Raw genomic sequence first — 26,769 nt, forward strand, 5'->3', positions numbered from 1 at the left:
ACTCCATACTACTTATTAAGAGAAGCTGAGGGACTGGTCCGATGATGCTTCAGCAACCGCCACTTCTATGGTATGGTGCTACTTCCAGCAAGAAACTTGAGAGATAAGTGTACATAAAACTACTTACTCTTTTGATTTTCAAAAGGGTTTTTTATTTGCACTTAAAACCAACTTAACACATAGGAATAATTAAAATTAAAAGGAGACGACAACTGTGAATAACTTGTACATCAAAACGGAAAAACAGCAGTATTGGATTAATCAGTTATATGAGTTAGAAGAAAAATTTAAAAGCAAGTCCGCCGAAATTGATGAACAATCTATTTTTCCAAAAGAAAACGTGGATGATTTGATCAATATCGGATATGCAAGCCTTACACTACCTGAATCGTATGGTGGTAATGGATTTTCTGTATACGATATGGTTCTTTTACAAGAAACACTTGCTAGCTTTGATGCCAACACAGCCCTATCAGTAGGTTGGAGCTTAGGTGTTGTTGGTGAACTATTTGAAAACAAACTTTGGAAGAAAGAGAAACTCGATTTTTTTGCAGCAGAAGTATTAAATGGCGCACTCATAAATCGTTCTGTCAGTGAAGCTCAAACTGGAAGCCCAACGCGTGGGGGTAGGCCTGGAACTAAAGCCATAAGAAAAGGAGATTCTTGGATACTAAATGGACGTAAAATATTCACGACCGCATCCCCTGTTCTATCCTACTTTTTAACATCTGCATGGATTGAGGAAAAAGAAAAAGTTGGTTTCTTCCTTATTCCTCGCAATACAGCTGGCCTTTCCATTGAAGAAACCTGGGATGTTGTATCCATGCGAGGAACGAGTAGTAATGACTTAGTATTGAATAACGTAATCGTTCATGAGTCATATCTAGTAGAGCTCCCCGAGTTCGCTAGTGGTGGAAAGATTAATGGGTGGCTATTACATATACCAGCGACCTATCTCGGAATCGCACAGGCAGCAAGAGACTACGCAGTACAGTTTGCCAATACCCATTCACCAAATAGCTTGAACGGATCTATTGCACAGCTGCCAAACGTTCAACAGCTTATAGGAGAAATAGATTTAGAACTTACTAAAGCAAGATTAGTCATTTACGGAGTCGCTACCTCGTATGACAATGAGGCTACAAAAGAACTACTTTCCAACGAAGTAAGTGTGGCAAAGCATATAGTTACTAATTCAGCCATCACTATTGTTGATAAAGCAATGCGTTTAGTTGGCGCCAAAAGCTTACAGCGAACTAATCCACTACAACGTTACTATCGAGATGTCCGAGCGGGACTCCATAATCCTCCTATGGATGATATGACCATTAAGAAACTAGCACTTTCAGCGTTAGAAGAAGTAAAAAATAAAAACTTAGTAAAAGGATGAGGAGAATGAACATGAAAAAGTATTTCAAATTAGTAGCGGTTGGTTTAGTATCCATAACTTTTTTAGCGGCTTGTAGTTCCGGGGAGGCTTCTACTTCGTCAGAAGGTGGTGATGTTCGCAAAGTAAAAGTAGCATATGACATGGCTTCTAAACCTATTTCTTGGTTGGATGACAATGGAAATGCCACTGGATATGATGTAGAAATTATGAAACTAGTAGATGAACTACTACCTGAATATGAATTTGAATATGTGGGGACTACAAGTGATGATCTATTAATCGGAGTAGAGCAAGGCAAGTTTCAGGTTGGTGTGAAAAATGCTTTTTGGACAGAGGAACGCACAGAAAAGTTTATTTTCCCCAAAGAATTCCTTGGTTTAAGTAGTGCAGGTCTCGTATTGAAAAAAGAAAATGAGCATATTAAATCGTTAGAGGATTTTGCAACTGCTGAATATTCTTTAGCACCGATTGCCGCAAATAATGCGCAGTATACTGTAATTGATGAATACAACAAAGCAAATCCTAATAACCCTGTAAAACTAGATGCAGGTGATGCATTTACCGTGGATGTAATCCAATGGGTCAATGAGGGGCGTGTTGACGGCGGAGTAATAATTGAAGGGCCATTCCAAAAACAGGTTTTAGATGAAACTGGACCTTACTATAATCTAAAAGATGAAGTTGTTTACAATGAATTTGCAGTTATCAAGACATGGCCATTATTCAACAAAAAAGAGCAAGAATTTGCAGATGCTTACGATAAAGCTATTAAGCAATTACAAGAAGAAAAGAAAACAAATGAATTCAGTACAGAGTTCTACGGTCGAGACCTTTTTGAAGTGTTAGACCAAGTTGAAAGATAATTGTTAGATTCCTATAACGTAAAACAACAATGAGTAGGGTTTTCTTCACCCCACCTTATTTTAGGAGTTTTACGGGCAGTTGTTCCACCTATAAGTAGTTACTATAGAATAAAGCCTTGGATTGGAAGTGTCACTGCCCGTTTATTCGGGATAGAGGCTGCCTGGCGCAGGATGCACAGGTAGCCTTTAAAATATCATAGGGGGAATAATGCACAATATGGAAAAATACTTTGATGTATCGTACATATGGAACTCACTTCCGATATTGCTTCCATTTTTAAAAGTAACTTTTGTCGTTGCTGGATTATCCATTATTTTCGGTACTTTTTTTGGTTTGATTCTCGCTATGATGAAGCTTGGAAAGAGTAAAATTGCTCAAAAACTAGCAAACTTCTATATAACGATTTTAAGATGTACACCATCTATTGTACTACTGTTTTTAGTGTATTACGGTGTACCTGCTTTAGCCGACAACTTCGGTTTATATTTACATGATTTAAATACAGCAGTATTTGTCGTCATTACCTTCACCTTACAATTCGCAGCTATCATGGCAGAGGTTATTAGATCAGCCTATGAGTCCATAGAAAAAGGTCAATTTGAAGCTGCTGTTAGCGTTGGTTTAAGTCCCTTTCAAGCATATAGAAGAATCATTTTCCCACAAGCACTTGTAGTTGCACTTCCTAACTTCGGAAATGGCCTTATCGCATTACTTCAGGAGGGGTCACTTGCATATACTATCGGGCTAATCGATATCGTTGGGAAAGCCAATTTAATCATTGCAGCAAACTATAATACACATGCATTAGAGATATTTATCGCACTTGCACTAGTTTACTGGATTTTATCCATACTTATCGAAAAGTTCTTTGGAAAGCTTGAAAAAGTATTTAGCAAAGGAAAGCATACAATTAACACAAATTAAGGAGTGTAAATAATGTCGGAAGGTTTAAATTATACATTTTTAATCGATACATTCTTCATTGCATTATCCGGTGTACCAATTACGCTTCTCGTTACCGTTGTAGCTTTGCTTATTGCACTACCTTTAGGCTTTTTATTGGCTTTAACACGTATCAATCAAGTACCTGTATTAAACTGGTTCTCAAGAATATATGTTTCCTTCGTAAGAGGTACACCGATTATTATTCAAATTTTCATCGTTTATGCGAGTGTTCCCTTAATACTTTCCTTGTTTTTTGAGAGGTATAATATCAACATAAACGTCTACGATATCAACCCTATTTGGTACGCTTTTATCGTATTCTCTTTCAGCACTACAGCTATATTGATAGAAGTATTTAGATCGGCTTTAAGCACTGTCAACAAAGGACAGCTAGAGGCAGCTCAATCAGTTGGACTTTCAAATCTCCAAGCCTACCTTAGAATCGTAATACCTCAAGCGTTGGTCGTAGCATTACCTAATATTTGTACAGCTACCGTGAATCTAATAAAAGCTACATCACTTGGATATGCAATGTCCTTACAGGAAATCACATTAAAAGCGAAGGTAGCGGCAAACGTAGGCTATAACTATGTGGAAGCTTATATAGATATTTTTCTTGTATATATAATTTTGTGTAGCCTTGTCGAATACGGATTTAAATTATATGAAAAACGTCTACGCAGATACAAATATGTGAGCGCTTAAGGAGGATTATCAAATGTTAAAGATCAATGAAATTCATAAATCATTTGGGAAGAATGAGATATTAAAGGGAGTAGATTTAACTATTGATAAAGGTGATGTAGTAGTTATTCTCGGTCCAAGTGGCTCTGGAAAAACGACATTATTGCGCTGCATTAACTTTTTAGAAAAGGCCGATAGTGGTATGGCAACTTTTGGCGAGTTGCAAGTAAATTTGCATGATGCCTCTAAAAAAGATATCCACACCATCCGACAAAAAACAGCTTTCGTATTTCAAAATTATAATTTATTCAACAATAAAACTGCCTTAGAAAACGTGACGGAGGGTCTTGTCATTGGTCGTAAAATACATAAAACTAAAGCTACTGATATTGGTAAAAAAGCGCTAGACAAGGTAGGTTTATCAGACAAATATAATTCCTACCCAAGTCAGCTTTCCGGTGGTCAACAACAGCGTGTTGGGATCGCACGAGCAGTAGCATTAAATCCTGATATTATTCTATTTGATGAACCAACCTCTGCATTAGACCCTGAATTGGTTGGGGAGGTACTAACGGTTATGAAAAATATCGCCAATGAAGGTACTACTATGTTAGTTGTCACACATGAAATGTCCTTTGCAAAGGATGTTGCAAACCGAGTTATCTTTATGGATGGCGGCGTAGTAGTAGAAGAAGGTACCCCTCATGATATTTTCATAAGTCCAAAAGAAGAACGCACGAAGAAATTCTTAAAACGTGTGTTACCAGAGGATTATACATTTTATATTTAGCACAATAAAAAGCTGGTCTTCTAAGAACAGAAAAGCAGATATGCCGTTGATTTCCACTCCGAGCGGACGCACGCTTTCCGTGGGCACGGCTTTAGCCGCTTCCCTCGCTTACGCTCAGTCCAGGGGCTTCAGCTCGCGCTATTCCCACTGGAGTCGCCGCTCTGCCCTCCAATCAACTAGATTCACTTTATATAGACGAATAATTGGATATAAATCCGCCTAAATATACATGTTTTATCTTAAAATAAATAAGGATGAAATAGACTCCGATAAATGGAGATCTACTTTCTTCTTTCATGATAAAATAGTATCCTTAACCGGACAGACGGTTTTATCCCGCTATTAACTTTGACTATTATTATTGTCTAAACTAGAGGCTATGCTAAACCTTTTAGTAGAGTACTACTCACTTAAATCATTGTAGTGAAATGTGGCGACTCCAGCGAGATAAGCGAGAAAGTCGAGACCCCTCAGGGAGCGTAGTGAAGACATTGGCCAAACTTTATCTGGTCAAGGTCTTCGCGACGAGTAACCGAAGGAGCATATGTTTTCAACGAGGAGGCTCGACCTCGCCCGCGGAGGCCAACAGGATGTTGGTCACAAAGGCTTTGCCACAGGACGTGGCGCACTTAGCCTTTGTTCTCCACATGTAACGCAAATCACTGTATTATTTATCCTTTAAAGTCCCATGAATCCAGTGTTCACGGTATATTTTTGTATATACTTATTATCTAAGAAGCGGCGGAAAATGACTAATTCATTTTCCGCCGCTTTTATTCGTGAATATTAATTTAGCCCATTATATTATAGCCAGAATCTACGAAGATGACCTCACCTGTTACACCACTTGATAAATTACTTAATAACGCAACAGTCATATCGCCTACTTCTTGTTGAGTGACGTTCCGTTTTAACGGAGACTTTTCTTCAATCTGGTGCAAAATCGTATTGAAAGAAGAGATTCCTTTTGCAGCTAGTGTTCGAACTGCCCCTGCGGAAACAGCATTTATACGTACATTATTTTTCCCTAAGTCCAAAGCCAAGTACTTAACAGAGGCTTCTAGAGATGCTTTGGCAATCCCCATTACATTGTAGCCTTCTAGTACACGTTCAGCCCCTAAGTATGTCATTGTTACGATAGAACCACCTTCGGTCATAAAAGGCGTTGCTTCTCTAGCTGCAGCAATAAGCGAATAAGCACTTGTATCTTGTGCAAAAGCATAACCCTCTCTTGAAGTTTGTAAAAAATCACCTTTTAAATCTTCTGCATGTGCAAAGGCAACGGAGTGAACTACACCATGGATTACTCCAGCTTCCTGTCCAATTTGTTGAAATGCCGCCTTAATACTTTCATCGCTATTTACATCACATTCTACTACTAGTTTTGCCTCTAAACTATTATCTTTCAATAATTTTTCTATTTTTCCAAGGGAACGTTCTTTACGGTATGTAAAGATAACATTTGCACCTACTTCAAATAATGACTTCGCAACTCCCCATGCAAGGCTACGCTCATTCGCAACACCCATAACAACAATATTTTTATCTTTTAATTGAATTAAGTCTCTCATATGTACCTCCACTTTATTATTCAGATATATTATACCTGTTATTAGCACCTGGTTATTAGTTTAATCATACCATAAACTCTACTGATTGTACTAAATCATTTTGTTTTTTCACCTTAAAATGCATATGCTAATGACAACTAAAATCGAAATGATGATAGCGTAAGTTCTCTTTAAGTGAACATACTATTTTCTCGAACTGGCGTTACAACTTCATGCGGATCTCGATTGGTAATCTTGCTGTATCTACCGATCATCGTTCCACTACAACTACAACTTTCAAAAAGATACGGACTTTGTTACTCAAGAAGCATGTGACTTCATATTATTTTTGATTAACTTGATACTATTTTTTGTTTACTTGCGCTCACCTTTTGTTTACTTGCTTTCATTTGTTTCTTACTTGCGGTCGTATGGAATTTACTTGCTCTTATTCTATATTTACTTGTGCCCCATGATCTTTTACTTGCGAAAAGGATAATTTAACCAAAATACTTTGTTTATTCACAATTAAAACCTGTAAAGTTAAATTACAAATAGTTGTTCTCTACTCTCTAAGTCAATAAAAAGTCGAAAACATGCAATCACTAAGATTACAAAAAGCTACCAGCCCAATAAGGACCCGTAGCTTTTTCAAATCTTATACTATTTATCAAACAAGCGAACCACCTGATTTACTGTATTTTATAATTCCTTCAGCACTTTTATAAGCTAGCGCTGCTACTGTTCCGGTTGGATTATAGCCTCCATTATGCGCGAAGTTTCCTGCTCCTACTACAAACAAGTTTTCTGCATCCCAATGTTGTAAAAACGGATTTACTACACTATTCTCAGGATTTGCTCCCATAATTGTTCCACCCGTATTATGAGTTGTCTGATAGCCTACGATATCATAATCCGTAATGACCTCTTTTCCTTCTACCGTTTTCGCTCCCATTTCTTTCATAATATTTGTAGATACTTCAGTAATATACTTATGCAAGGCTCTATCCTGATCCGTAAAATTATAAGTCATTTGGAGGAGTGGTAACCCATAAACATCCTTATATTTACTATCAAGCGACAAGTAATTTTCCTTATGAGGCATCGATGCACCTTGGGCTCCAATTGATAATGTACGAGTGTAATTGTATATAGAATTTTTCTTAAATTCTGCTCCCCAGGTTGGTGTACCTCGTTGTATTGGATTCGTTTCGATCGGTCTAAATCCGGTTTGTGTGATGGAAATACTACCCCCATGAATAAAATCTAAATCACTATGATCGAAGTTGTCCGCATTATAATCATCGATAGACATACCAAGGGCTCCCGCTCCCATAAATGTGTTCATTTGCTCATCAAAGAAACCAGTTGCACCAGGTAATATTTGATAGCAATAATTCTTACCAAGTGTTCCTCTTCCTGTTTCAGGGTCATATTGCTCACCAATTTTAGATACCATTAGCAGCTTTGCATTATTCATAACGTAGCTTGCTAGAACAACGACTTCGGCTTCTTGGATAAATTCTTCCCCAGACTGTGTGTCTAAATATCTTACACCAGTCACCTTATCCCCATTTTTTACAACTTCCAATACATTTGCATGAAATCTTGATTCAAAATTTCCGGTTTTTGTAGCCGTCGGAATAACAGTTATTTCAGGTGATGTCTTGGCTCCATATTCACAACCAAATCGCTCACAGAAACCACAATATTGACAAGCATTTATGACCTCTCCATCTGGATTTGTGTATGCCTCCGAGAGATTTGCAGAGGGTAGCATAAAAGGAGAATAGCCTAGTGATTTGGTCGCTCCTTCAAACTTTTTCAAGATGGGAGTTTTTTTCATGGGAGGTGTCGGGAAGTCCTGCGCCCTCTTACCCCAAAATGGATTTTTATCTTCCCCGGAAATCCCTGCGGTTTGATCATATTTATAAAAATACGGTTCTAACTCGTCGTAGGTAACACCCCAATCTTGAAGTAGATAATCACTGGATAACTTATTTGGACCATATTTTGCGTCTGTCATCGTTTTAATTTGAAAATCATACGGATAAAATCTCCATGTATGCCCATTCCAGTGTGTTCCTGAACCTCCTAATCCCTCACCGAGTAAAAAAGAGCTCATCTGTCTCATTGGGAGTGCAGGCATCTTTCGGTTATTTCGAATAGTAATAGTCTCTTTTGATACTTCCTGCATTAATTCATAACGAACAGCATAACGATACTCGTCATGTATTTTTTGATAGTCTTCTGTCCCTCGTTTTCTTCCTCTTTCTAAACCAATCACCTTTAGTCCAGCTTTTGCACATTCTGCCGCAATGATTCCGCCAGTCCACCCTAAACCAACGATAACGACATCTACTTTTGGTAATGTAGTAGCCATAAATCTTCCCCTCTACTTTCGTTTACATTCCGCCAAGTGACATTGGCTCGATTTTTTGGAATTTATCTTCTTCAATTACATTTATATATGCCATTTGATGTCCAGGAAACTCTTTCATCTTCCAACCATCCATGTTTCGATTACCACCATACATTGGATCCGCATAGGCTCCTTCTAATGTTGCAGTTCGAAGTAAGCGGAAGAAAAACGCTGAAGTAACTCCCGTCATTGCAATTTCATCGTTTTGAAAAGCTGTTAAAATTTCATCCATTTGCTCAGCTTCTAAACTAGAAAATCCCTTATCAAATCTATTACTAGCCTCTTCTTCTAACTTACCAATTCCTTGCCTAAAAATTGATGCTCTTGTTAGCCGACTCTGATATCCTTGAGTTTTAGCACCTACAGCAAACGGACCTTGCATGTATTCTTTTGTATTGCTCCCATACTGTCCCGCTAGTTGGTGATCAATAAAATAAGGTACCCCCAAATCAATTGCACCTGGTCCTAAATCATCTTTCGGAAAAATACGTTCCGTAGCATTTGAAAGCACATCGAACTCTCTCTGATTTTGAAAGAATTGAAATCCCTGGTTAGTTGCCATCTCATGATTTGTAGTTCCTGTATCAGATACACTTTTATCTGTCTTATCTACATTTAACCCAACTAAGCCACCGATTAACCCGCCACCAATTAATGCTCCAGTAGCAATCCCTGTCGTTTTTAGAAAGTCTCTTCTTGAATAGTTTTTTGGTTTTTCTGTCATATACATAGTCTCCTTAAAGAAAATGATCTTACTGGGAACTTCTTAAAAAAGGATATACAAATCTATTCTGTTTTAATCACTCAACATGTTTTATTAGCATATTTTGTTCTTTCGTGAAGATTATTACTTTAAAACTTGTCCGAATAGCAAGAATGCAGTTTAGCGATTCTGTGTAGAAAATAATAGTATTGGCATTTGTAATATATTGCATTCATGTTTCTCACAATTTTATTGAAAATTATGATATGATAGAACATAAAATTTCATTTGAGTTAGGAGTGCTTATATTGAAGGTTCAACCATCTACTAAAATGTCATTATTTGAAAAAGCAATTTTTGGGGATTTGAAAGCCGCCGCAGCTGCCAAGCAAGCTCAAGGCTTTGACCTATATGATTTGAGCTTAGGTAGTCCTGACCTTCCACCAGATGAACGTGCTAGAAAAGTATTATCAGATCTTAGCTATGCAACAGATTCTTATGGCTATACTCTTACTGGAACAACACGCTTCAATGAGGCAGTTGCAGATTATTATAAACGTCGCTCCAATGTTCTATTGGATCCAGAAACTCAGATTGTTCAAACGATGGGTTCACAGGAAGGACTTGTCCACCTCCCAATTGCCTTTTGTGATGAAGGAGATATTATTCTAACGACAAACCCTGGTTATGTAGCCTATGATGCTGGCATTAAACTTGCTGGTGCAGCACCCTATTATATGGAACTATTAGAAGAAAATAAGTTTTTACCTGATTTAGATGCAATACCTGAAGAGATTGCAATGAAGGCAAAACTAATGATATTAAATTTACCAGGAAATCCAGTCCCAGCAATGCCTGATCCGATTTTCTTTGAGAAAGTCGTTGCCTTTGCCAATAAATACAATATAGCTGTTCTACATGATGCAGCTTATTCAGAATTCTATTTTACTGGGAATTCGCCAAGCAGCTTCCTCTCAACACCGGGAGCATTAGAAGTAGGGATGGAGATCAACTCTTTATCGAAAAGCTTTAGCCTTGCTGGTACTCGGATTGCTTATATTGCTGGAAACGCAGAGATGATTAATATTATGAAGCAACTAAAATCGAATTTAGATTTTGGTATTTACGGTCCCATTCAGGAAGCAGGGATTGTTGTCTTAAACCATGCAGAGGAGATAACAGAACGTTTGCGTATGATATTTTCTGAGAGACATCATTTCCTCACAAACGCATTAACTGATCTTGGGTGGAAAGTCGCACCTTCCACTGGGGGGATGTTCGTTTGGGCAAAATATCCATATGAAATGAATGACATGGATTTCGTCTTTGAAGTAATTGATCAAACTGGAGTCGTAATGGTACCTGGAACCGTTTTTGGTTCCGCTGGTGCAGGCTACGTTCGCGTTGCATTAGTGCAGGATATAGATGTATTGAGACAAGCGGTAGAACAGTTAAAAAAATTAGAAGTACTTACAATTTGTTAATATTAGAATAAAACTCTTTGTAATCCAAAAATAACAGATGAGTTTCTATCCCGATAAAAAAACAATCTTTAATCTGATTATCGACTAAAGATTGTTTTTAGTTGGAGCTACTAAAACGAACAAGTTTTTTGCAGATTAACTTTAACTGTTGAGAATAGGCCTTAAAGTTAGTTCTGAAAATATTTGTTCACTAGAGTTTAATCTAATATAATCCCTACCCTTTAATAGATATATATTATTTGTTTAACATATATCTCCAAGCTTTGGGAGTAGAAAAAAAGACTAAGAGTGACTAGACAGGATCTGCCTAGTTATCTCTTAATCCATCTTCCTCCACTTTTGGGTGTACGAGTGCAAATCTTTCCCAGCGCCTACTTTTCCATCTAAAGTACATAATTGTAGCACGAGTCCATTCATCTGCTGCTATTGCTAGCCAAACTCCCGCTAAACCTAAATCCAATACAAAAATCAAAAAATAGCCCAATGGCAAACTCATCATCACCATAGATAGAGCACCCATAATAACCGGAAAAGTTGCATCACCTGCAGCACGTAATGAATTGATAATCACTATATTTATCGTTCGTCCTGTTTCTAATACAAAACTTAGTAGTAACACAGATGCACCTATTTTGATAATTTGTGTATTGTCAGTAAATAACCCCATAAGTGGATAACGTAGAATGATAACGATTGTTACCATTGTTACAGTAAAAACTATGGCCCATTTCACACTAAACCAAACTGATTTATATGCTTCATCTTTTTCATTTGCTCCTACCAATCGTCCGACAATTATCGCTGTTCCCATTCCAATTGCAATAGCAAATAAGTACGTGAACATCGAAATATTCACAGCATATTGCCTAGCTGCCAATGATTCTGCTCCTAAATAGGTAACGTAGTATAAGAATACAATTTGACAGCCTTGGTATAAAATCTGTTCAAATGCAGATGGAAGACCAATCCGTAAAATCTTTTTAATATACTCTTTGGACAAAGTGAAGTAATAGTGAACCTGTACTCGATACTCCATCACTCGGTATAACAGCCAGAAGAATACAAGTAATGCTAAAAAACGACTTACTACAGATGAAATAGCTGCACCTTGAACGCCTAGTTCTGGAAATCCAAATTTCCCAAAAATTAACGCATAGTTTCCTATGACATGGAAAATATTCATCCCAAGGGAAACAAACATTGTCTGCTTCGTATAACCATGAACACGAATAATAGCCGAAAGTGCATTAATAATAGCCTGTAAAAAAATTGCTCCTCCAACAATCGTCAAATATTGATGAGCATGGACTAGAACATCCCCTTGCAGATTCATTGCAACCATCATACTTTTAGAAAATAGAATGAATCCAATACTGAGGAGAATCCCCACACATAAGTTTAGGGTTACTGCCAATCCTGAAATCTTTGATGCTTCTATATAACGCTTTGAGCCTAAATATTGAGAAACAACAATTGCCGCACCATTTCCGACAACCTCTAGTACTAAGATAGCTATATGAATATACTGGTTTGCTGCTCCTACTCCTGAAACCGCATCATCCGAAAGGGCACTTAGCATGAATGTATCCGCAATTCCCATTAACATAAACAAAAATACTTCCAAAAAAATCGGCCAAGTCAAGGTGAACAGGCTTAACTTTTCTCCTAAATTGCTTTTTTTAGTAACTACCACTGCAACTCCTTCTTTATCTTGAAATTTTGATAAGAAGAATCTTACCATAGAAAATGCATTTCTACTATAGGTTTATAGGAAAAGTGCAGACGCTATAAGAACTGAGGTGATTTCGTACAATTTTCCAGCAATACAAAAATGCACGTTTGACTATTTGGAAGTCAACGTGCATTATATATTATTCAATTCCTACATGTTTATGAATATACTCCCTGATTTCAGGAACAGATAACTCTAACTCATACGTCAAAAGGTTATCCTTCACATAAGCTAATTTGTTCCGCTCCACAGCATCGGATGGAATGTGTAATATATTGTCCAAATATAATATTCCCTCATTAGTTATCATTCGATCATGATCACTTAGTAGACCTTTATCATTTAGTTCACCCTGAATACTTTCCAAATTATTGCCTAATGCTTTTTTTAAGACTTCTCCTAGTTCATCTGTGTTTTTATCATTTTTTTCTAAGAAGTTACAAACATAGTATGCTAAAAGTATTTGTTCCTTTTCTACTAATTTCCCCATTGTATCTCCCCATTCCATCATTTTCCCTGTTATTCCCTTTCACATTCAATCCTAAACATATAAAACCTAAATATTCCATATCCAGGTTTTATGATTCATTCAGAAAATATTTTTTCAATGTCTTTTTTTATCGATTCTGGGCTATCTGTTGGTGCATATCTTTTAATGATTTCCCCTTTTTCATCGACAAGAAATTTAGTGAAATTCCATTTGATATTTTTCGATAAAATCCCTTTACTGTTAGCGGTTAAATGTTGGAAGAGTGGATGCGCATCTTTTCCATTAAGCTTGGTCATTTCATGCATTGGAAATGTGACGCCATAACTCATTCGACAAGCTTGCTCTGCTTCCTCAGCATTACCTAATTCTTGCTTGAATTGATTTGAAGGGAATCCTAGTACAACGAGCCCATCATCCTTATAATCATTATATATTCTTTCAAGTCCATCAAACTGACCGCTTAGACCACATTTAGTTGCAGTGTTGACGATGAGCATTGGCTTTCCCTTATACTCATTTAACTCGTACTCTTGGCCATCAGATTTTTTAACTTTAATATCATAAATGCTCATATTACTCACTCCTTAAGTTGATTTAGAATTGCATTTAACTCTTTTAGATTGGTCATTAAAGTCTGTGCGTTAATATCTAAATAATTACAACTAGTAATTTTACTTATGATTGCCTGTTCGATTGGTTTCTCCTGCTCTAGAGACTTTTCCGTCAACGAAATAACGAATGCTCGTCGATCCTTATCAGACTGCTGTTTGTTAAGCCATCCATTACTGATCATACGGTTGATAATAGGATTCAATGTTCCAATCCCAAGCCCTAATTGATTTCCGATATCCTTTACTAACAAGTTATTCTGTTCCCATAGCGTGAGAAGTACTAGATATTGCGAGAATGTTAAATGAAATGGTTCTAAAGTTTGGGCATATAGTTTGGAAAAATTACTAGATGCTTTGTATACCTCGAAGCATAGCTGTTGTTCCAATTTGGAAGGTTTGTTCAAAAAAATCACACCTAAAAGATTTATTTATAATACGATTATTTCTACATCAATGGAGTTTTTTACTGCTTTAGAATACGGGCAATAGTCATGCGCTTTTTTTACATATTTTTCTTTTAGCTCATCGTCTAAGCCAAAAATTTCAACCTCTAGCTTAGCAGCTAACTTCACGCCACCGTTTTCGTTATCGGTGATTAATGAAATAGTTGCAGTAACTTCACTCTTTTCTACTTTTACTTTATCATGTTCGAGCACTAGCTCTAAAGCACTATTAAAGCATGAACTATAGCCTGCAGCAAAAAGCTGTTCTGGGTTTGATGCAGTAGTTGCTTCTCCACCTAATGCTTGTGGTTTAGCAATATCCAAATAAAATATATTATCTAGTGAATGTACCTCACCTTGTCGACCACCTGTGTTTACAATAGTTGTTTCGTATAATGTTCTCATATTACATCCTCCTTCTATTTTAATCGTCTACGATATATTCATTACAGTAAACTACATCGCGTACGATGTAAAATAATATGCATTTATATAATAAAAAATGCATGGAGTTTTCGACTTGAAAACTTCACACACATTTATTTTAGGAACCTATAAACAAAGCACACTGACTAATTGCGATAAAGAATGCTGCGTTATTTACAGGAGTATTGTCATTCACTTCAAGTTGAATTTTAAAAACCTTGTCGAGACTCGCTTTCCACCTTGCGATTTCATTGTCATTATAGAAAAATTTAGACCAACCTTCTATTTCTTTATCTAATTTAATCTGCAAATTACCATCTGTAATTAATAAGTCTGGCACTAGCTCTTTCCACTTATCATACGCAACTATGTATTTCTTCTGTTCGTTATAGTCAAATGCTTCAAAATAAACTTTTCCTTTGCGAGATACTTTTTTACACATACATTTTAATTCACCATTTGTATCGTAAACGTTATACCAAAGAAAGTAACGGTAATCCATTATTTTATCTAATCGCTTCTTTAAACCATTGGAATAATATCGTTGAAATATATACACGATTTCTCCGTTTTCATTGTAAACAGAGGTTTTCGGAGTCTCCTCAATATCAATAGGCTGTTCGTATGTATAGTTAGCCACGTTCATCCCTCCTGTAAAAAATATAACATAACTCGACTTTATTATTTCCCGGGAAACAATTTCTTATTGGCTTCCTTTTGGGTTAATCGCTTTTGTCCAATTAAATTTGGTCAAACCTCAAAAACTTCTATGCCCCATAACAGGAAATAGCATAACAATACAATTTCCTTTTTGGATAATAAAAGACAATGAAAAGCTCATGAACCAGTTAAGTTCATGAGCAACGCTAACGAAATAGCTTCACTTTTAGATTCTACCACCTATCGCAGTAAACTACGCTGATAATTTAGAATATCCTCTATAGATTTTTCAAATGGGATTAAAGCTGGCATATTTTCTAATAAGAGATCTGAAGGAAGTTTACTTATTTTCTCTTCTAATTTGTCTTCTACAGACTCTACAGTGAAATCAATGCTCGAAATAGCCTGTAAACTACTAGTAATTTCTTTTAAATATCTAGGCAATCCCGAATTCATATCATGCATACTACCTGATTGACCCTTTTGAAATAGAATTTCATATCCGCAAACTGCGTCACGGACATCGAGAAAATCCCGTTGTGCCAATAAATTATTCACCGTAAGTACTTTTTCTGCTCCGAGGAATTCCATTTCTGCTACCTTTCTAGCTAAAATGGAGCAAACACCGTTGGATTTTCCTGGACCTATTAAATTCGAAGGCTTAGCAATAACAATATTCATTTCATATAATAATTCCCATGATTGTGCTACCAATACTTGTAGGGTTTTACTCAAGCTATATGGGTGATCCAGGGTTGTAATGTCATTTACATCAAATTGAAGTGCTGACCCAACGACTAGGACTTTACAGTTTGGAGTTTGCTGGCGAATAGCTTCCAGTAAATAGGCAGTCGATATTGTATTTGTTTCTAATGAGGCAATTGGATTTGACCAGGAAGAGGGCACATGATTTTGACCAGCCAAATGAAGCACTCTGTCTGGTTTATTCCTTTGTATCAGATCTGTTAATTCTTCTTTATTGGTTAAGTCACATGACTCGAAATGGACTTGATTGTTTTCTATTTTGGATTGTTGTCTGGAAACGCCAATTACTTCGTAGCCTGCTTGCTGGAAATAACGACATGCATGAATACCTGTAAAACCTGTTGCACCTGTTATTATTAATTTTTGCTTAGTCATCCCATTTGCTCACTCTCTATATATGCGCTAGTCATGTCATGTTGGTGAAACTCATATGTTTCTTTTAATCCATCTTCAATTGTATAGAGTGGCTTCCAGCTTAAAAGATTAGTAGCTTTTTTATTGCATAAGCAGCTATGCTTAATATCCCCTTCTCTTGGTGCAGTAAATTCTCTTAGAATGGAAATTCCGTGAATGTCTGTTAAATAAGATAGTATTTCATTGATAGAAGTCCTTTGTGATGTACTTACTTGGATCGTTTCTTGGTCACCATTCTCCAACGCTGCAATATTGGCAGTAACAATGTCCTTGACGTATATAAAATCCCTCGTTTGCTTTCCATCGCCATGCACATTGATATGACCACCTTTTCGAAGTCGATCGAAAAATACAGACACAACTCCACCTTCTCCTTTAGGAAGTTGCCTTGGACCATATACATTGGCGTACCTTAAAATTGTATATGATTGTCTATAAAGCTCATAGAAAAGCCTTATGTAAGACTCTGCAGTTAACTTGGACAGTCCATAAAAAGAAGCAGGAACTGTGATCTCATCTTCCGAAAGTAATTCATTGTTTAAATTCCCATATACAGCCGAGGTACTTGCAAATATAAATTTCCCAACATTTGCTTTGCGACAAGCCTCCAGCATATTTAGTGTTCCAATAATATTTACGTCCCCATCATACTTGGGATATTGTACAGATTTTCCAACATCCGCTTGTGCAGCTAAGTGATAAAATGCATCTGGCCGGATATTCATAATGATTTTACTTGCTTCCTCGCTACATATATCGACGATATATAATTGTGCTTGTGGATTGACATTTTCCTTCTGTCCAGAAACCAAATTATCTATAATATAAACCTCAATACCTCTGTCTATAAGTGCATCAACAAGATGAGAGCCTATGAAGCCCGCCCCCCCTGAAACTATTACTTTCATATCCAATCTCCTTTTATCTTTTCCATAATATATGCAAGTTGAATAGAAAAATGGGGACATGCGCCTTATAAAAATGAAAGTCCAGCACTACCTAATGCTGGTATTAGCAGAATCCCAATATACTAAAAAAATGAATGAATCTTATAAGAATCATTCATCTAAGGATATATTTTTATGAAATTTTACTAAATTGGTGTTTCATAATTATTGGGGAAGCCATGTTCTGTCTTTTAGTCCACACACTTATATTTGTTTGAAAGTTAGGAATCATATATGTGTTAGGTAAATTCTTCATAATTTCTTCCCAAACACGATTATCTACAAACACTTTCGTATTTGCTTTTGAGGAAGTGAAAATATTCTCGTAATATTCACTACTCATCGGCTTCATTAATTTTATTGTTACATTTGGAGGAATCTCGTACCCCTCTGGCAAATGACTCAGAATATCTGTCCATATTGAACGATCCACAAATAAATTTGGAGTAGTTGGTGAGTAAGGAAACAACAAATTGTAGTAATCTGATTTCATTGGCTTAAAGAGGTTGATAGTGGAGTTATTAGGATACTTTACACCCTCCGGAAGCGAACTATCTATTTGATTCCAAATCTCTTTAACTATTGCTACTTCTGAATTTATTCCCTCATTAGCAAATCTCGACTTGTAATTCTCCGAAGACACGATAGTATCTTCTTTTGGTTTTTCTGAAATTGTATTGAATTCCTTAGAACTCCAAATGCCCTCCCACCAGGTCTTACATTTATAGAATAATGCTAGAAAAAAAAGTTTAATGTATTGGATTATTCGAGACATCTTGGTCACCATTCTTCCTCATTGAAACAACCTCATTATAAACTTCCAGCAAACTTTTTATCCCTTGATCGATTGACCAGTGCGTCATACCCCACTTTTTCGCATTCGTTCCCAGTTTCTTTCGTAGCTGTTCATCACTTAGAAGTAAATTTAAGTTTTCAAATAAAGTATTAGAATCCCCTGGAGGTGTCAATATACCCGTTACCTTATGCTGCACCATTTCTGGTAAACCTCCAACTTCACTAACAATAGTTGCTTTACCTGCAATTTGCGCTTCGATTAATGACAATGGCTGATTTTCTAACAACGTAGGCAGTACATAAATATCAGCCTTCCCCAATAAAGCTGGAACATCTTCACGTTTTCCTAAAAACTGCACGTAATCATCTAGCCCAAGCACTTTGCTTTTAACTCGAAGTTTAGATTCTCCATCGCCCGACCCAACTATCCAGCAAACCCAATCTTGACGTTCCTTTTTTAGTTTTCCTAAAGCATCTAACAAATATTTAATTCCTTTTAGGTCAGTAAGCCTTCCAGTATAGATGATTACTTTTTTATTTTTGGGTGGTGTAATAAGTGTTTTTACTTTCATTTGTTTTATAAAGCTTTCTGTGTCAAAACCATAATGGAGTACTCGTATCTGTTCCTCTGCCACTTTGAATTCGTCGATTAATATGTTTCTCAACCAATTGTTCGCTACGATAGTTTTTTCTGCTGTACCCGCTCCAAGTTGTTCTAGATCATCGTAATACGCTCTGGCAATGTAAGAATTAGGTGTTTTATGAATAGTCGTTAATTGATGATGGATTTCATGCGCGACAGAACCGTGTAAAGTAGCAACTAACGGAACATGCTTGGGACGAATTCGATCGATACAGGCTGTTGAAATAACATCCTGTGTGTGTATCAAATCATAATCTTCTAAGCCAAAGTAAGCTGTTCCTAATTCAAAAATATATCGTTGGAACTCTGTGTATTCAACTAATTTGTTTTCATAAATTTCAGGATAATTATCTTTGTTAATTTTGGCTTGAAGTAAAGGTAGCAACTTGTCTCTTGGCACCTTTTTATCTGAACCAATCATATGGATATTCAAATTGTCTTCATCATATCCAAGCATATGGACTTCATGCCCAAGCTGCTCTAACTTCTTTTTCAATTGAACCATATAGTTCCAAACCCCACCCAAATGAGGAATAGACCAATATGTGGCTAGCAAGATTTTCAAATTATACATCTCCCCGTTTTAACCGCATGTTCTATACATATTTCTATTAACTCCATAATGTGTGGGCGATTAAATTCGAATCATTTGAAGAATAATCGGACACCCCTTTTCAGGTACATCCTCTGTCAATAGAATGAGTATTCCTTCGGTTACTTGATAATTAACTTTTGGTTGTAAAATCCCGTTAATAAAAAGATTCATATAGGAAACACTTACTGGATTCATAATTCGTTGAATTCCATAATCAGCAATAGCGTCTTTCTCTGTATATACTTTCTTGATACCATCGGATAACACAAAAAATTCAGTTGTAATAACCTCTTTATGACTAATTACTTTGGACTCTGGTCTGTTTACCATTATCGGAATGATTAAAGGCTGCGAAAAATGTGCAGTCGCTTTCCGCGGGACGTACGGTTGGTTTTTCATTACTTCCCTCCTCCTACCAACTGAAATAAAGTAAAATTTCAATCAGTTAGGATTTCTTCATCCTCCACTGATTGACAATAGTACTATGGAATGACTTAGCGACCAACGTCATGTTAGCCCGAGGCTCGCAGGTAACGAGTCATATAGACGAGTCCACACGACGTTGCGTTTTCGTCTATTTTCTACTAAGGCAGGGCATTTGCATGCAGTTGTCTCCTACTTAATCTTTGTTACATTAGACAGAAGCCTCACTGCCCGTAATGCGGGATAAAGTTAGTGTATCCATTTAAAATCAAAAATGTGTATACATAGGTCATTCTTCCCGTTTTTCAAGAAATGCTCATCTGCCCATACCTCCTACTCACTCTGAGTCATATGTTGAAGAGAAATGAAAAGGAGGAACGTACTTGGCTTTAAAAATTGTTAAACTAGCTATATCGCCAAAACAAACTATTTCAACTTCACCCACTGTCGCTCGCTACTTTCATGAGGTGCCAGAAACAATAACAGAAGTTACCACTCACAAGATCAACGCTTCAAGTTTTTTAGATGATCAAGGTGAAACGGCACAATCGTTACCAGCCCTGAATTTAAACAATAGCTATTTTAATGTATATATTAACGGGGTACTGCAGATGGATGAAAACTTTTCTTATACCGCTGGAGAGGACGGAATAGGTTCCTTACTCATCTCTCTTCCAGAGGATTCCGAGATTCCCAAAGGAACTCCCATTATTATGGAGACAGTCAACTTCCATCCAGAGATTGTATCAGAATAGACAGGGCAACCTGTCTTTTTTTATTTGAATAAAAGCTCTACATCGCCTTTGTTCTTTCAATCGACTAGTAAGATATTCTAAAAAACTTCAAGGTTATCTTTCTCTCTATATAAATATTTTCTACTTATAGGAAACTAGCCCCTGCTCCCTTTTAATAAATCGCATTAACTATTAAATAAGGTGTACATGACGCCTTGAAGCTGAAGATTGAAGGGGGTGAAATAAATGGATTTAAGTCAACTTAAAGGAGAATATGATGCCATATTTAGTCTAGGAGATCTTTGCTTAGCATCTATCCAACTGAAAAAACACAACTTGAGACCATATTCAGGGGTACTAGACTGGATGGCTAGTGTCGAACTATCAAAGGTAAATGAGCTTTTAGAAAATCGTTTTATGGATTTCCTCGAATATGACAATCTACGAGTTATCGGATATGCTGATACATTTATCTGCGTTTCAGATGATGGCTATAATCTTGTTTCCAACCATGATTTTGATGGAGAAAAAAATACACTAACTTATTTAGGTGGTTACGCGGAAGTCATGGAGAAATACGAAAGAAGAATACAACGCTTTCTTTCAGAAATGGATAACGCCAAACGAATACTATTTGTCCGAACAGAAGGAACGCTCGAAGATGCAGCAGTTTTACAAGATGTCCTTTCTAGATTGGTAAAACATGATTTCAGTGTTTTACTCATTAACCATACGTATGTTCAAGGAATTGTAGAAAAAAGTTGGCCTTTAGAAAAAATTTGTTCGATTGAGTTTCCAAATAAAGATAAATGGGAAGGAAATCATGACTTATGGAGGGAGGTGTTAAGTGGGATTCGTTTGCGTACGTGACCGAATGTACCGAATGTCTCTAAAAAAAACCAATCAATTATTAGGGAGGAAAAATAGTGTTTACCAATGCAACAATATTGATAACCGGGGGGACAGGCTCATGGGGAATTGAATTAATCAAACAACTTCTTCTTCTTGACCCTAGGAAAATTATTATCTTTTCAAGAAATGAAAATAGACAAGTCATGATGCGAAGAAATTTTGAAGATACAAGACTACAATTTAATATAGGGGATATACGAGATGAAAATGCTCTTTCCGCAGCCTGTGTTGGGGTAGATTATGTGTTTCACTTAGCCGCACTTAAACATGTACCTGTCTGCGAGGAGAATCCTCTAGAATCTATTAAAACGAATATAGTTGGAACGCAGAATGTAATTGAAGCTTCCATAAAGAACCAAGTAAAAAAAGTAATTTACGTTTCTACAGATAAAGCAGCAGACCCAGCTAATACGTATGGCATGACAAAGGCACTTGGAGAAAAGCTGATTCTTTGTGCAAACGAATTGGGCTCGCCCACAAGGTTCTTATGCATTCGAGGAGGGAATGTGCTTGGAAGTAGCGGTAGTGTACTACCAATTTTCATTAAACAATTAGAAGAAGAAAATCAAATTCGCATTACTGATAAAAAAATGACACGATATTTTGTCACGCCTCAACAGGCAATCAAAACTCTTCTTCAGGCTACAGAGTTAGGAAATGGAGGAGAGATTTTTGTCATGCATATGAACGCCTGTAATATACTCGACTTGGCGGAAGTACTAATTGAGTACTTTCACAAAAAAGATGTCCACATCATAGAAATCGGAGCTCGAGCTGGAGAAAAGACCCACGAGGTACTAATCGCGGAAAATGAAATACCAATGGCTACCGTATTCAACAAAGATTTGATAAAGATCTCTTCCTCAAACTCTACAAACCAAAATTCAACCGTGCCTGCTATTCTAATAGATACAAAACAAAAACTAATGACCAAACAAGAAATTAAAGAGCTATTAATAGAAGGTGGCTTTTTAAAATAAATAGCAATTTGAATTAGACTAAACATCCTGAAATAGAGATCAAGCTAAATTAATGCAAAAAAACTAGACTCTCTAAGATTGTCTAGTTTTTTGTATTTTACTTGTAGGATATCGATTCATCTGCTGCAGGATAAACAAAAATACACCAACGAGCACAAGAATACCACCAACAATTTGCCAGCCTACTAGCCGTTCTCCTAGGAAAATAGCAGCAAGAATAGTTGCCCCCACAGGCTCACCTAAAATACTCATAGATATAGTTGTTGCAGTTACATAATTCATTAGCCAATTATTTATCAAATGAGATATTGTTGGTACAACTGCTAACAATACAAAAATTCCCCATTCTTTTAAATCATAACCTCCCATTGTAACGCCTGTCAGCATGTTATAGACAACAAGCGCGATAGCAGCGAATCCAAAAACAACAAAACTATAAATCCAATGCGAAACCTTTTTTACTGCTTTTTGCCCAATTAATAAATACCCGACAACAGCAATAACGCTTAGAAAAGAAAGTATATCCCCAAGAATAGCATTTCTACTTAAGCCAAAATCTCCCCATCCGACCATCACTGCTCCTATCACTGCAATACCCATGGTCATAAGTGCAGATTTAGTCGTTCTTTCTTTAAATATAATGACACCACCGATCAATGCGATAATAGGTTGCAGTGCAAGAATGATAGTTGAACTAGCAACTGTTGTCAGTTTTAAAGATCCGAACCATAGGGCAAAATGTAAAGCTAAGAACATACCTGCAACGAAAAGTAGTAGCCATTCTTTATTTGTTAGTTTTTTAAACTCCGCTCTTTTAAACCAAACGACTGGTAGTAACAATAGAGTGGCTAAAATCATTCGATACATACTTAATATAGTAGCGGGTGCATGTGACCATTTAACAAAAATGGCTGCAAAAGAAATTGCTACAATGGAAATGATTAATGGTAACACAATTGATTTAGATGTATTTGTTTGATTCACTTTTTTACCCCATTCTAATACTTTTCTATACTTATAAACTAATCTTAATATACTGGATATTGCTGAAAATAGGAAATAGAAAAAACTCCTTATCCATTGATAAGAAGTTTTAGGACCTGTCTCTTTTCCATTTTCTATACCTATTGTAAATACCTTTGCCACCTGTGTAACCTACTAAGGCGATAGCTAGGCTAATTCCAGTTAACGAAGTAATAAGCGCTATCCACTCAAAAAAGGAATACCCTGGAATTTTTGCCCAGTCCGTTTTTCCCTTCCAATCCTCAATGACTAGGTTCATCCCATAAATACCGGAAACTACTGTAAAAATAGTTAACATAAATAACAGGGAATTATTTCGTTTGTCCGATTGATTGTCTTGAGCACGGTACAAGTCATCTACAGTTTGTTTTACTTCATTGAAAAGATTCTGTAAACGGAATACTTTACGTAACTGTTGCGTTAGCTCTTTTCCTTCAGATCTAGCAGAAACCTCTTCAAAGTAATAACGTGAGTAGAATTTTGATATAAGTTCTATTAACTCCTCCACATATCTTTTATCCTTAGCCCAACTAACCTCACTATGCTCAAAGGAAACCTTTAATAGCATAATCTTATAGTAATAATGCAGCATTAAATTATAATAATGCACACTCATAAACTGGGAAATCTCTTGCTTTAAACTTTCTTTTTTCTTATTGGAAATAGTTGATTGGGTGTGTTCTGAAGCAATTACATATGTATTCGGTGCCCAACGATCATGAATTCGGTCGCTCACATATCGCTTCACATAATTGGAATTCGAGCTAGAGATAAACTCATTCCCTTCTATATCCATCCCATCCAAATGCGCCAGACGGAACAACTGGTCTACTGTAATTTCAGTATTATTTGCCCCAACTAAAAATACAGATGTATGCATTCGCTCATCTTCAAAATAAGGGAGACTGCCATAATAACCTGCTAGCTTTTCGTCGTGGATGATAAATGGCTTTAGAGGCTGACATAAATAGTCAAAAACGAGCTCATTTGTAGTTTGGAATACTTTACTTTTATAGTGAATTTTAGATCCTTTATCAAATGAAAGCTTAGGCTCTAGCACGCGAAAGTGGCTAATATGATCCAATATTCTTGTTAATGTCTCCTGATCCTGATTCATTGCAGCACGTATGGTGATTATACCAATACCAAAAGGACATAAAATAATGTCCACACTATTAATGATAAAATTGAATTTGTTATCATTCAATTCATATGTAAAATAATCTTCAACTACTTTAGAGTAACGCAAAAATCCCCTATTATTGGTATTAGGAGGGAATAGTTTATCTTCAATGAATGGCAAAAAGAACTGTTCCAATTCCTCATGAGAGATTTTTATTTCATCTCCATAATATTTGTCTTGTAGTTCTTCTTTTTCTAAAGTAAAAAAGGTGAACTGGTGCTTTTCTAGCTGCTCCATTAACTTTTGACGATCTTTCTCTCGAAAAGAAAATGGGAATAGATAAGTCATGTACGCATCCGTAACATCCAAAGGTTGTATTACTAAACTCTCCATTTTATCCACCCACTTTTGGTTATTATTCTTATTTACCTCACTGGCGATATTCATAAACCAAAAATACAGTCATTCCTAAAGTTAACTTTAGGAATAACTGTATTAGAAGCAATTATTACTTAAGGTTGTTATTGTTGTTATTGTTGTTATTGTTGTTGCGATTGTTATTACGTTGGTTTTGGTTGTTATTGTTTCTGTTTTGTTCGTTTTGGTTTTGCTCGTTTAAATTGTCAAAGTTGAAATCCTCACCGAACTCAGCTGGATTATTTTGGTTATTGTTATTACGGTTATTGTTGTTGTTATTATTGCGATTATTATTGTTTCCCATGACTGCTCACCTCCTTGACCATATTAGAATGGTCTAAAGACTGATATATATACCTCATTGTTTATAAATTATTACTTCTTTGAATTTTTTCCTTTTAATTCTTTGGACAAAGATTCAATCTCCACTTCTTCTGCAAATTCAGTCTGTAAATTCGTTCGGTTGTAATATCCCACTTTCTCATTGGGATTCGATTTCCTCGGTTCGAAGATATTTGTATGCATATATCGATGTAACAAGAGTTCTCCTACCATTAATATCAGCGCAGATATAAAAGCCGCTGTCCCTAAGGCTAGTGGTTGCTCATAAATATAGGAACCAAGGAAGTAAATAATTGCATAAGCAATAACAAAATCACTTATAGCTGCCCATACATTTCCTATTTTAGGTAATATAAAGACATCTCCTACATATCCTACTGCTGTAAGAACCACACTAGTAATAACTACGTCAGTAAAAGACACATCATAAATAAGGCTTAAAACAACCCATAGCACCGCAGTTATCATGAGAAATTTCATAAATAAAGCTTTCATATACATTATTTTGACCCCTCTCGATTTATCTTTTTTTAGTTACTGTGCCAGCCTTAGATTGTTTTTTTGCAAACCACTCATTTATTTCACGATAACTCATGCCTGCATTTGCATTTAATCTTTTAACTTCCTCAATATCTGTTCCTGCAACTGTAAATTTTTTAGTACTTATAGCAAACCCATCCTTTCCATTATTGAGTATAGGGCGACTTTTTTTGTACCACTGATAAAACAGTATTGAAATTAGCCCTATCTCCACAGTATCCCCACCGTAGTACATAATCATGCTACCGAATTCCGCTTGATCTATTGGAACTCCACTTGGCGGATTCGCATAAATATATTTAGCTAAGACGGAATGACCAGCTAATGCAAAAAGAAAGACGACCGTACGATATAAATAACTTTTTCTTATAATCACCAGATCAACGTAAATAATTGAAACTGCAAATACATATCCAGCTAGAAAAATATGTACATGAATAATTACATAAAGAAGCATATTTTCGTGCATCATTAGAAACAAGTCAGTTGTGTAAAGAACCCATAAGCCACCAATATTTAGTAAAGAAGCAATAATAGGATGTTGAACGAAATGAAGAAAAATATTGCGTCGTAAGATTGTAGTTAGTTTTCGTGCTGTATATACACTAATCGTTCGCAGCAGGAGCTTTATCGGAGCACCTAACGCCATTAAAAGCGGCGCCAACATGCCAAGTAATACATGACCAATCATATGAACAGAAAAATTCATGTGTCCTAAATCTGCAATTGGACCAATTGTTGCGAGCAATGCACACAGTACTCCAAAGCTCCATGCTACTAACCGGAACACTGACCATGGTTTTTTCTTTCGATTGGATAGACCTACCGCCACAATATAAAAAACAAATAACAGTATAAAAGGAATTGCTAAAAAAAACTGGAGACTAGTCGCTGAATACTGTTCGTGAGTATGCACTTATAC

Annotated in this window: 28 protein-coding genes and 1 riboswitch; of the genes, 9 read left to right on the forward strand and 19 right to left on the reverse strand. The window is 36.3% G+C overall.

Going from position 1 to position 26,769, the window contains the following annotated elements; translation table 11 throughout:
* Nucleotides 1–9: 9 nt before the first annotated feature.
* Nucleotides 10–110: riboswitch (SAM riboswitch) on the forward strand.
* Nucleotides 111–214: 104 nt separating this feature from the next.
* The 5 genes from MKY60_RS19055 (at nt 215) to MKY60_RS19075 (ending at nt 4,673) form a co-directional block, all read left to right on the forward strand.
* Entirely contained in the window at nt 215–1,390 is a 1,176-nt protein-coding gene (locus tag MKY60_RS19055) for an acyl-CoA dehydrogenase family protein (protein ID WP_093495723.1), read from the forward strand.
* Nucleotides 1,391–1,401: 11 nt separating this feature from the next.
* A complete protein-coding gene (locus MKY60_RS19060; protein ID WP_241598075.1) occupies nt 1,402–2,253 on the forward strand; it encodes a transporter substrate-binding domain-containing protein in 852 nt (283 codons plus the stop codon).
* A gap of 208 nt (nt 2,254–2,461) precedes the next feature.
* The gene (locus tag MKY60_RS19065; RefSeq protein WP_340930925.1) at nt 2,462–3,178 is read left to right on the forward strand and encodes an amino acid ABC transporter permease; all 717 of its coding nucleotides are present in this window, start codon (nt 2,462–2,464) and stop codon (nt 3,176–3,178) included.
* Nucleotides 3,179–3,190: 12 nt separating this feature from the next.
* A complete protein-coding gene (locus tag MKY60_RS19070) occupies nt 3,191–3,904 on the forward strand; it encodes an amino acid ABC transporter permease (protein ID WP_093495725.1) in 714 nt (237 codons plus the stop codon).
* Between the two features lie 13 nt (nt 3,905–3,917).
* Complete coding sequence (locus MKY60_RS19075; protein WP_241598077.1) at nt 3,918–4,673, forward strand: amino acid ABC transporter ATP-binding protein; 756 nt, start codon at nt 3,918–3,920, stop codon at nt 4,671–4,673.
* 791 nt (nt 4,674–5,464) lie between these two features.
* On the opposite strand, the gene fabI is transcribed toward MKY60_RS19075, so the two are convergent.
* From fabI to MKY60_RS19090, 3 genes are all read right to left on the reverse strand, one after another.
* The gene (gene fabI / locus MKY60_RS19080; RefSeq protein WP_093495727.1) at nt 5,465–6,244 is read right to left on the reverse strand and encodes an enoyl-ACP reductase FabI; all 780 of its coding nucleotides are present in this window, start codon (nt 6,242–6,244) and stop codon (nt 5,465–5,467) included.
* Nucleotides 6,245–6,893: 649 nt separating this feature from the next.
* On the reverse strand, nt 6,894–8,606 hold the full coding sequence (locus tag MKY60_RS19085) for a GMC family oxidoreductase (protein WP_093496304.1): 1,713 nt from the start codon (nt 8,604–8,606) through the stop codon (nt 6,894–6,896).
* 22 nt (nt 8,607–8,628) lie between these two features.
* On the reverse strand, nt 8,629–9,369 hold the full coding sequence (locus MKY60_RS19090) for a gluconate 2-dehydrogenase subunit 3 family protein (protein WP_093496303.1): 741 nt from the start codon (nt 9,367–9,369) through the stop codon (nt 8,629–8,631).
* Nucleotides 9,370–9,656: 287 nt separating this feature from the next.
* Between MKY60_RS19090 and MKY60_RS19095 the strand changes: the two genes are divergently transcribed.
* Nucleotides 9,657–10,832 (forward strand): aminotransferase class I/II-fold pyridoxal phosphate-dependent enzyme, encoded by a 1,176-nt coding sequence (locus MKY60_RS19095; protein ID WP_340930926.1) that lies wholly within the window; start codon nt 9,657–9,659, stop codon nt 10,830–10,832.
* A gap of 307 nt (nt 10,833–11,139) precedes the next feature.
* On the opposite strand, the gene MKY60_RS19100 is transcribed toward MKY60_RS19095, so the two are convergent.
* The 11 genes from MKY60_RS19100 to MKY60_RS19150 form a co-directional block, all read right to left on the reverse strand.
* A complete protein-coding gene (locus tag MKY60_RS19100) occupies nt 11,140–12,573 on the reverse strand; it encodes an MATE family efflux transporter (protein WP_093496301.1) in 1,434 nt (477 codons plus the stop codon).
* Between the two features lie 130 nt (nt 12,574–12,703).
* A complete protein-coding gene (locus MKY60_RS19105) occupies nt 12,704–13,054 on the reverse strand; it encodes a hypothetical protein (RefSeq protein ID WP_139219705.1) in 351 nt (116 codons plus the stop codon).
* A gap of 95 nt (nt 13,055–13,149) precedes the next feature.
* Nucleotides 13,150–13,626 (reverse strand): glutathione peroxidase, encoded by a 477-nt coding sequence (locus MKY60_RS19110; protein WP_241598085.1) that lies wholly within the window; start codon nt 13,624–13,626, stop codon nt 13,150–13,152.
* Nucleotides 13,627–13,631: 5 nt separating this feature from the next.
* Nucleotides 13,632–14,069 (reverse strand): MarR family winged helix-turn-helix transcriptional regulator, encoded by a 438-nt coding sequence (locus tag MKY60_RS19115; protein WP_340880643.1) that lies wholly within the window; start codon nt 14,067–14,069, stop codon nt 13,632–13,634.
* Nucleotides 14,070–14,093: 24 nt separating this feature from the next.
* Complete coding sequence (locus MKY60_RS19120; RefSeq protein WP_093496297.1) at nt 14,094–14,513, reverse strand: organic hydroperoxide resistance protein; 420 nt, start codon at nt 14,511–14,513, stop codon at nt 14,094–14,096.
* Between the two features lie 139 nt (nt 14,514–14,652).
* Entirely contained in the window at nt 14,653–15,174 is a 522-nt protein-coding gene (locus tag MKY60_RS19125; RefSeq protein WP_093496296.1) for a tubby C-terminal domain-like protein, read from the reverse strand.
* 260 nt (nt 15,175–15,434) lie between these two features.
* On the reverse strand, nt 15,435–16,334 hold the full coding sequence (locus tag MKY60_RS19130) for an NAD-dependent epimerase/dehydratase family protein (protein ID WP_093496295.1): 900 nt from the start codon (nt 16,332–16,334) through the stop codon (nt 15,435–15,437).
* A complete protein-coding gene (locus MKY60_RS19135) occupies nt 16,331–17,281 on the reverse strand; it encodes an NAD-dependent epimerase/dehydratase family protein (RefSeq protein WP_340930927.1) in 951 nt (316 codons plus the stop codon). Before MKY60_RS19135 ends, MKY60_RS19130 begins: the two co-directional genes overlap by 4 nt.
* Before the next feature lie 172 nt (nt 17,282–17,453).
* Entirely contained in the window at nt 17,454–18,095 is a 642-nt protein-coding gene (locus tag MKY60_RS19140) for a hypothetical protein (RefSeq protein ID WP_241598089.1), read from the reverse strand.
* Entirely contained in the window at nt 18,070–19,323 is a 1,254-nt protein-coding gene (locus MKY60_RS19145) for a glycosyltransferase family 4 protein (RefSeq protein ID WP_241598091.1), read from the reverse strand. The genes MKY60_RS19140 and MKY60_RS19145 overlap by 26 nt, the downstream gene beginning before the upstream one ends.
* Nucleotides 19,324–19,392: 69 nt before the next feature.
* Nucleotides 19,393–19,752 carry a DUF4183 domain-containing protein gene (locus tag MKY60_RS19150; protein ID WP_093496291.1) on the reverse strand — a complete coding sequence of 120 codons (360 nt, stop codon included), beginning with the start codon at nt 19,750–19,752 and terminating at the stop codon, nt 19,393–19,395.
* Between the two features lie 407 nt (nt 19,753–20,159).
* Between MKY60_RS19150 and MKY60_RS19155 the strand changes: the two genes are divergently transcribed.
* From MKY60_RS19155 to MKY60_RS19165, 3 genes are all read left to right on the forward strand, one after another.
* Nucleotides 20,160–20,531: a DUF4183 domain-containing protein gene (locus tag MKY60_RS19155; protein ID WP_090565904.1), complete on the forward strand. Its 372-nt coding sequence runs from the start codon at nt 20,160–20,162 to the stop codon at nt 20,529–20,531.
* A gap of 225 nt (nt 20,532–20,756) precedes the next feature.
* Nucleotides 20,757–21,380, forward strand: coding sequence for a DUF1796 family putative cysteine peptidase (locus MKY60_RS19160; protein ID WP_093496290.1), 624 nt, complete (start codon nt 20,757–20,759; stop codon nt 21,378–21,380).
* Nucleotides 21,381–21,436: 56 nt separating this feature from the next.
* Nucleotides 21,437–22,402, forward strand: a complete 966-nt coding sequence (locus MKY60_RS19165; RefSeq protein WP_241598092.1) for a polysaccharide biosynthesis protein — start codon at nt 21,437–21,439, stop codon at nt 22,400–22,402.
* A gap of 72 nt (nt 22,403–22,474) precedes the next feature.
* Here MKY60_RS19165 and MKY60_RS19170 read toward each other — a convergent pair whose 3' ends face one another.
* The 5 genes from MKY60_RS19170 to MKY60_RS19190 all read right to left on the reverse strand — a co-directional run bounded on the left by MKY60_RS19170 (nt 22,475) and on the right by MKY60_RS19190 (nt 26,763).
* Nucleotides 22,475–23,386 carry a DMT family transporter gene (locus MKY60_RS19170; RefSeq protein ID WP_340931120.1) on the reverse strand — a complete coding sequence of 304 codons (912 nt, stop codon included), beginning with the start codon at nt 23,384–23,386 and terminating at the stop codon, nt 22,475–22,477.
* A 109-nt stretch (nt 23,387–23,495) separates the two neighbouring features.
* The gene (locus tag MKY60_RS19175; RefSeq protein WP_340930928.1) at nt 23,496–24,941 is read right to left on the reverse strand and encodes a hypothetical protein; all 1,446 of its coding nucleotides are present in this window, start codon (nt 24,939–24,941) and stop codon (nt 23,496–23,498) included.
* 115 nt (nt 24,942–25,056) lie between these two features.
* Nucleotides 25,057–25,269 carry a histidinol-phosphatase gene (locus tag MKY60_RS19180; protein WP_090565896.1) on the reverse strand — a complete coding sequence of 71 codons (213 nt, stop codon included), beginning with the start codon at nt 25,267–25,269 and terminating at the stop codon, nt 25,057–25,059.
* Between the two features lie 71 nt (nt 25,270–25,340).
* Entirely contained in the window at nt 25,341–25,808 is a 468-nt protein-coding gene (locus MKY60_RS19185) for a YndM family protein (protein ID WP_241598095.1), read from the reverse strand.
* A gap of 19 nt (nt 25,809–25,827) precedes the next feature.
* Nucleotides 25,828–26,763: a cytochrome c oxidase assembly protein gene (locus MKY60_RS19190; protein WP_093496286.1), complete on the reverse strand. Its 936-nt coding sequence runs from the start codon at nt 26,761–26,763 to the stop codon at nt 25,828–25,830.
* Between the last annotated feature and the right edge of the window lie 6 nt (nt 26,764–26,769).

Origin of the sequence: Psychrobacillus sp. FSL K6-1415 (assembly GCF_038003185.1) — a bacterium.
In the GTDB taxonomy this organism is placed as follows: domain Bacteria; phylum Bacillota; class Bacilli; order Bacillales_A; family Planococcaceae; genus Psychrobacillus; species Psychrobacillus psychrodurans.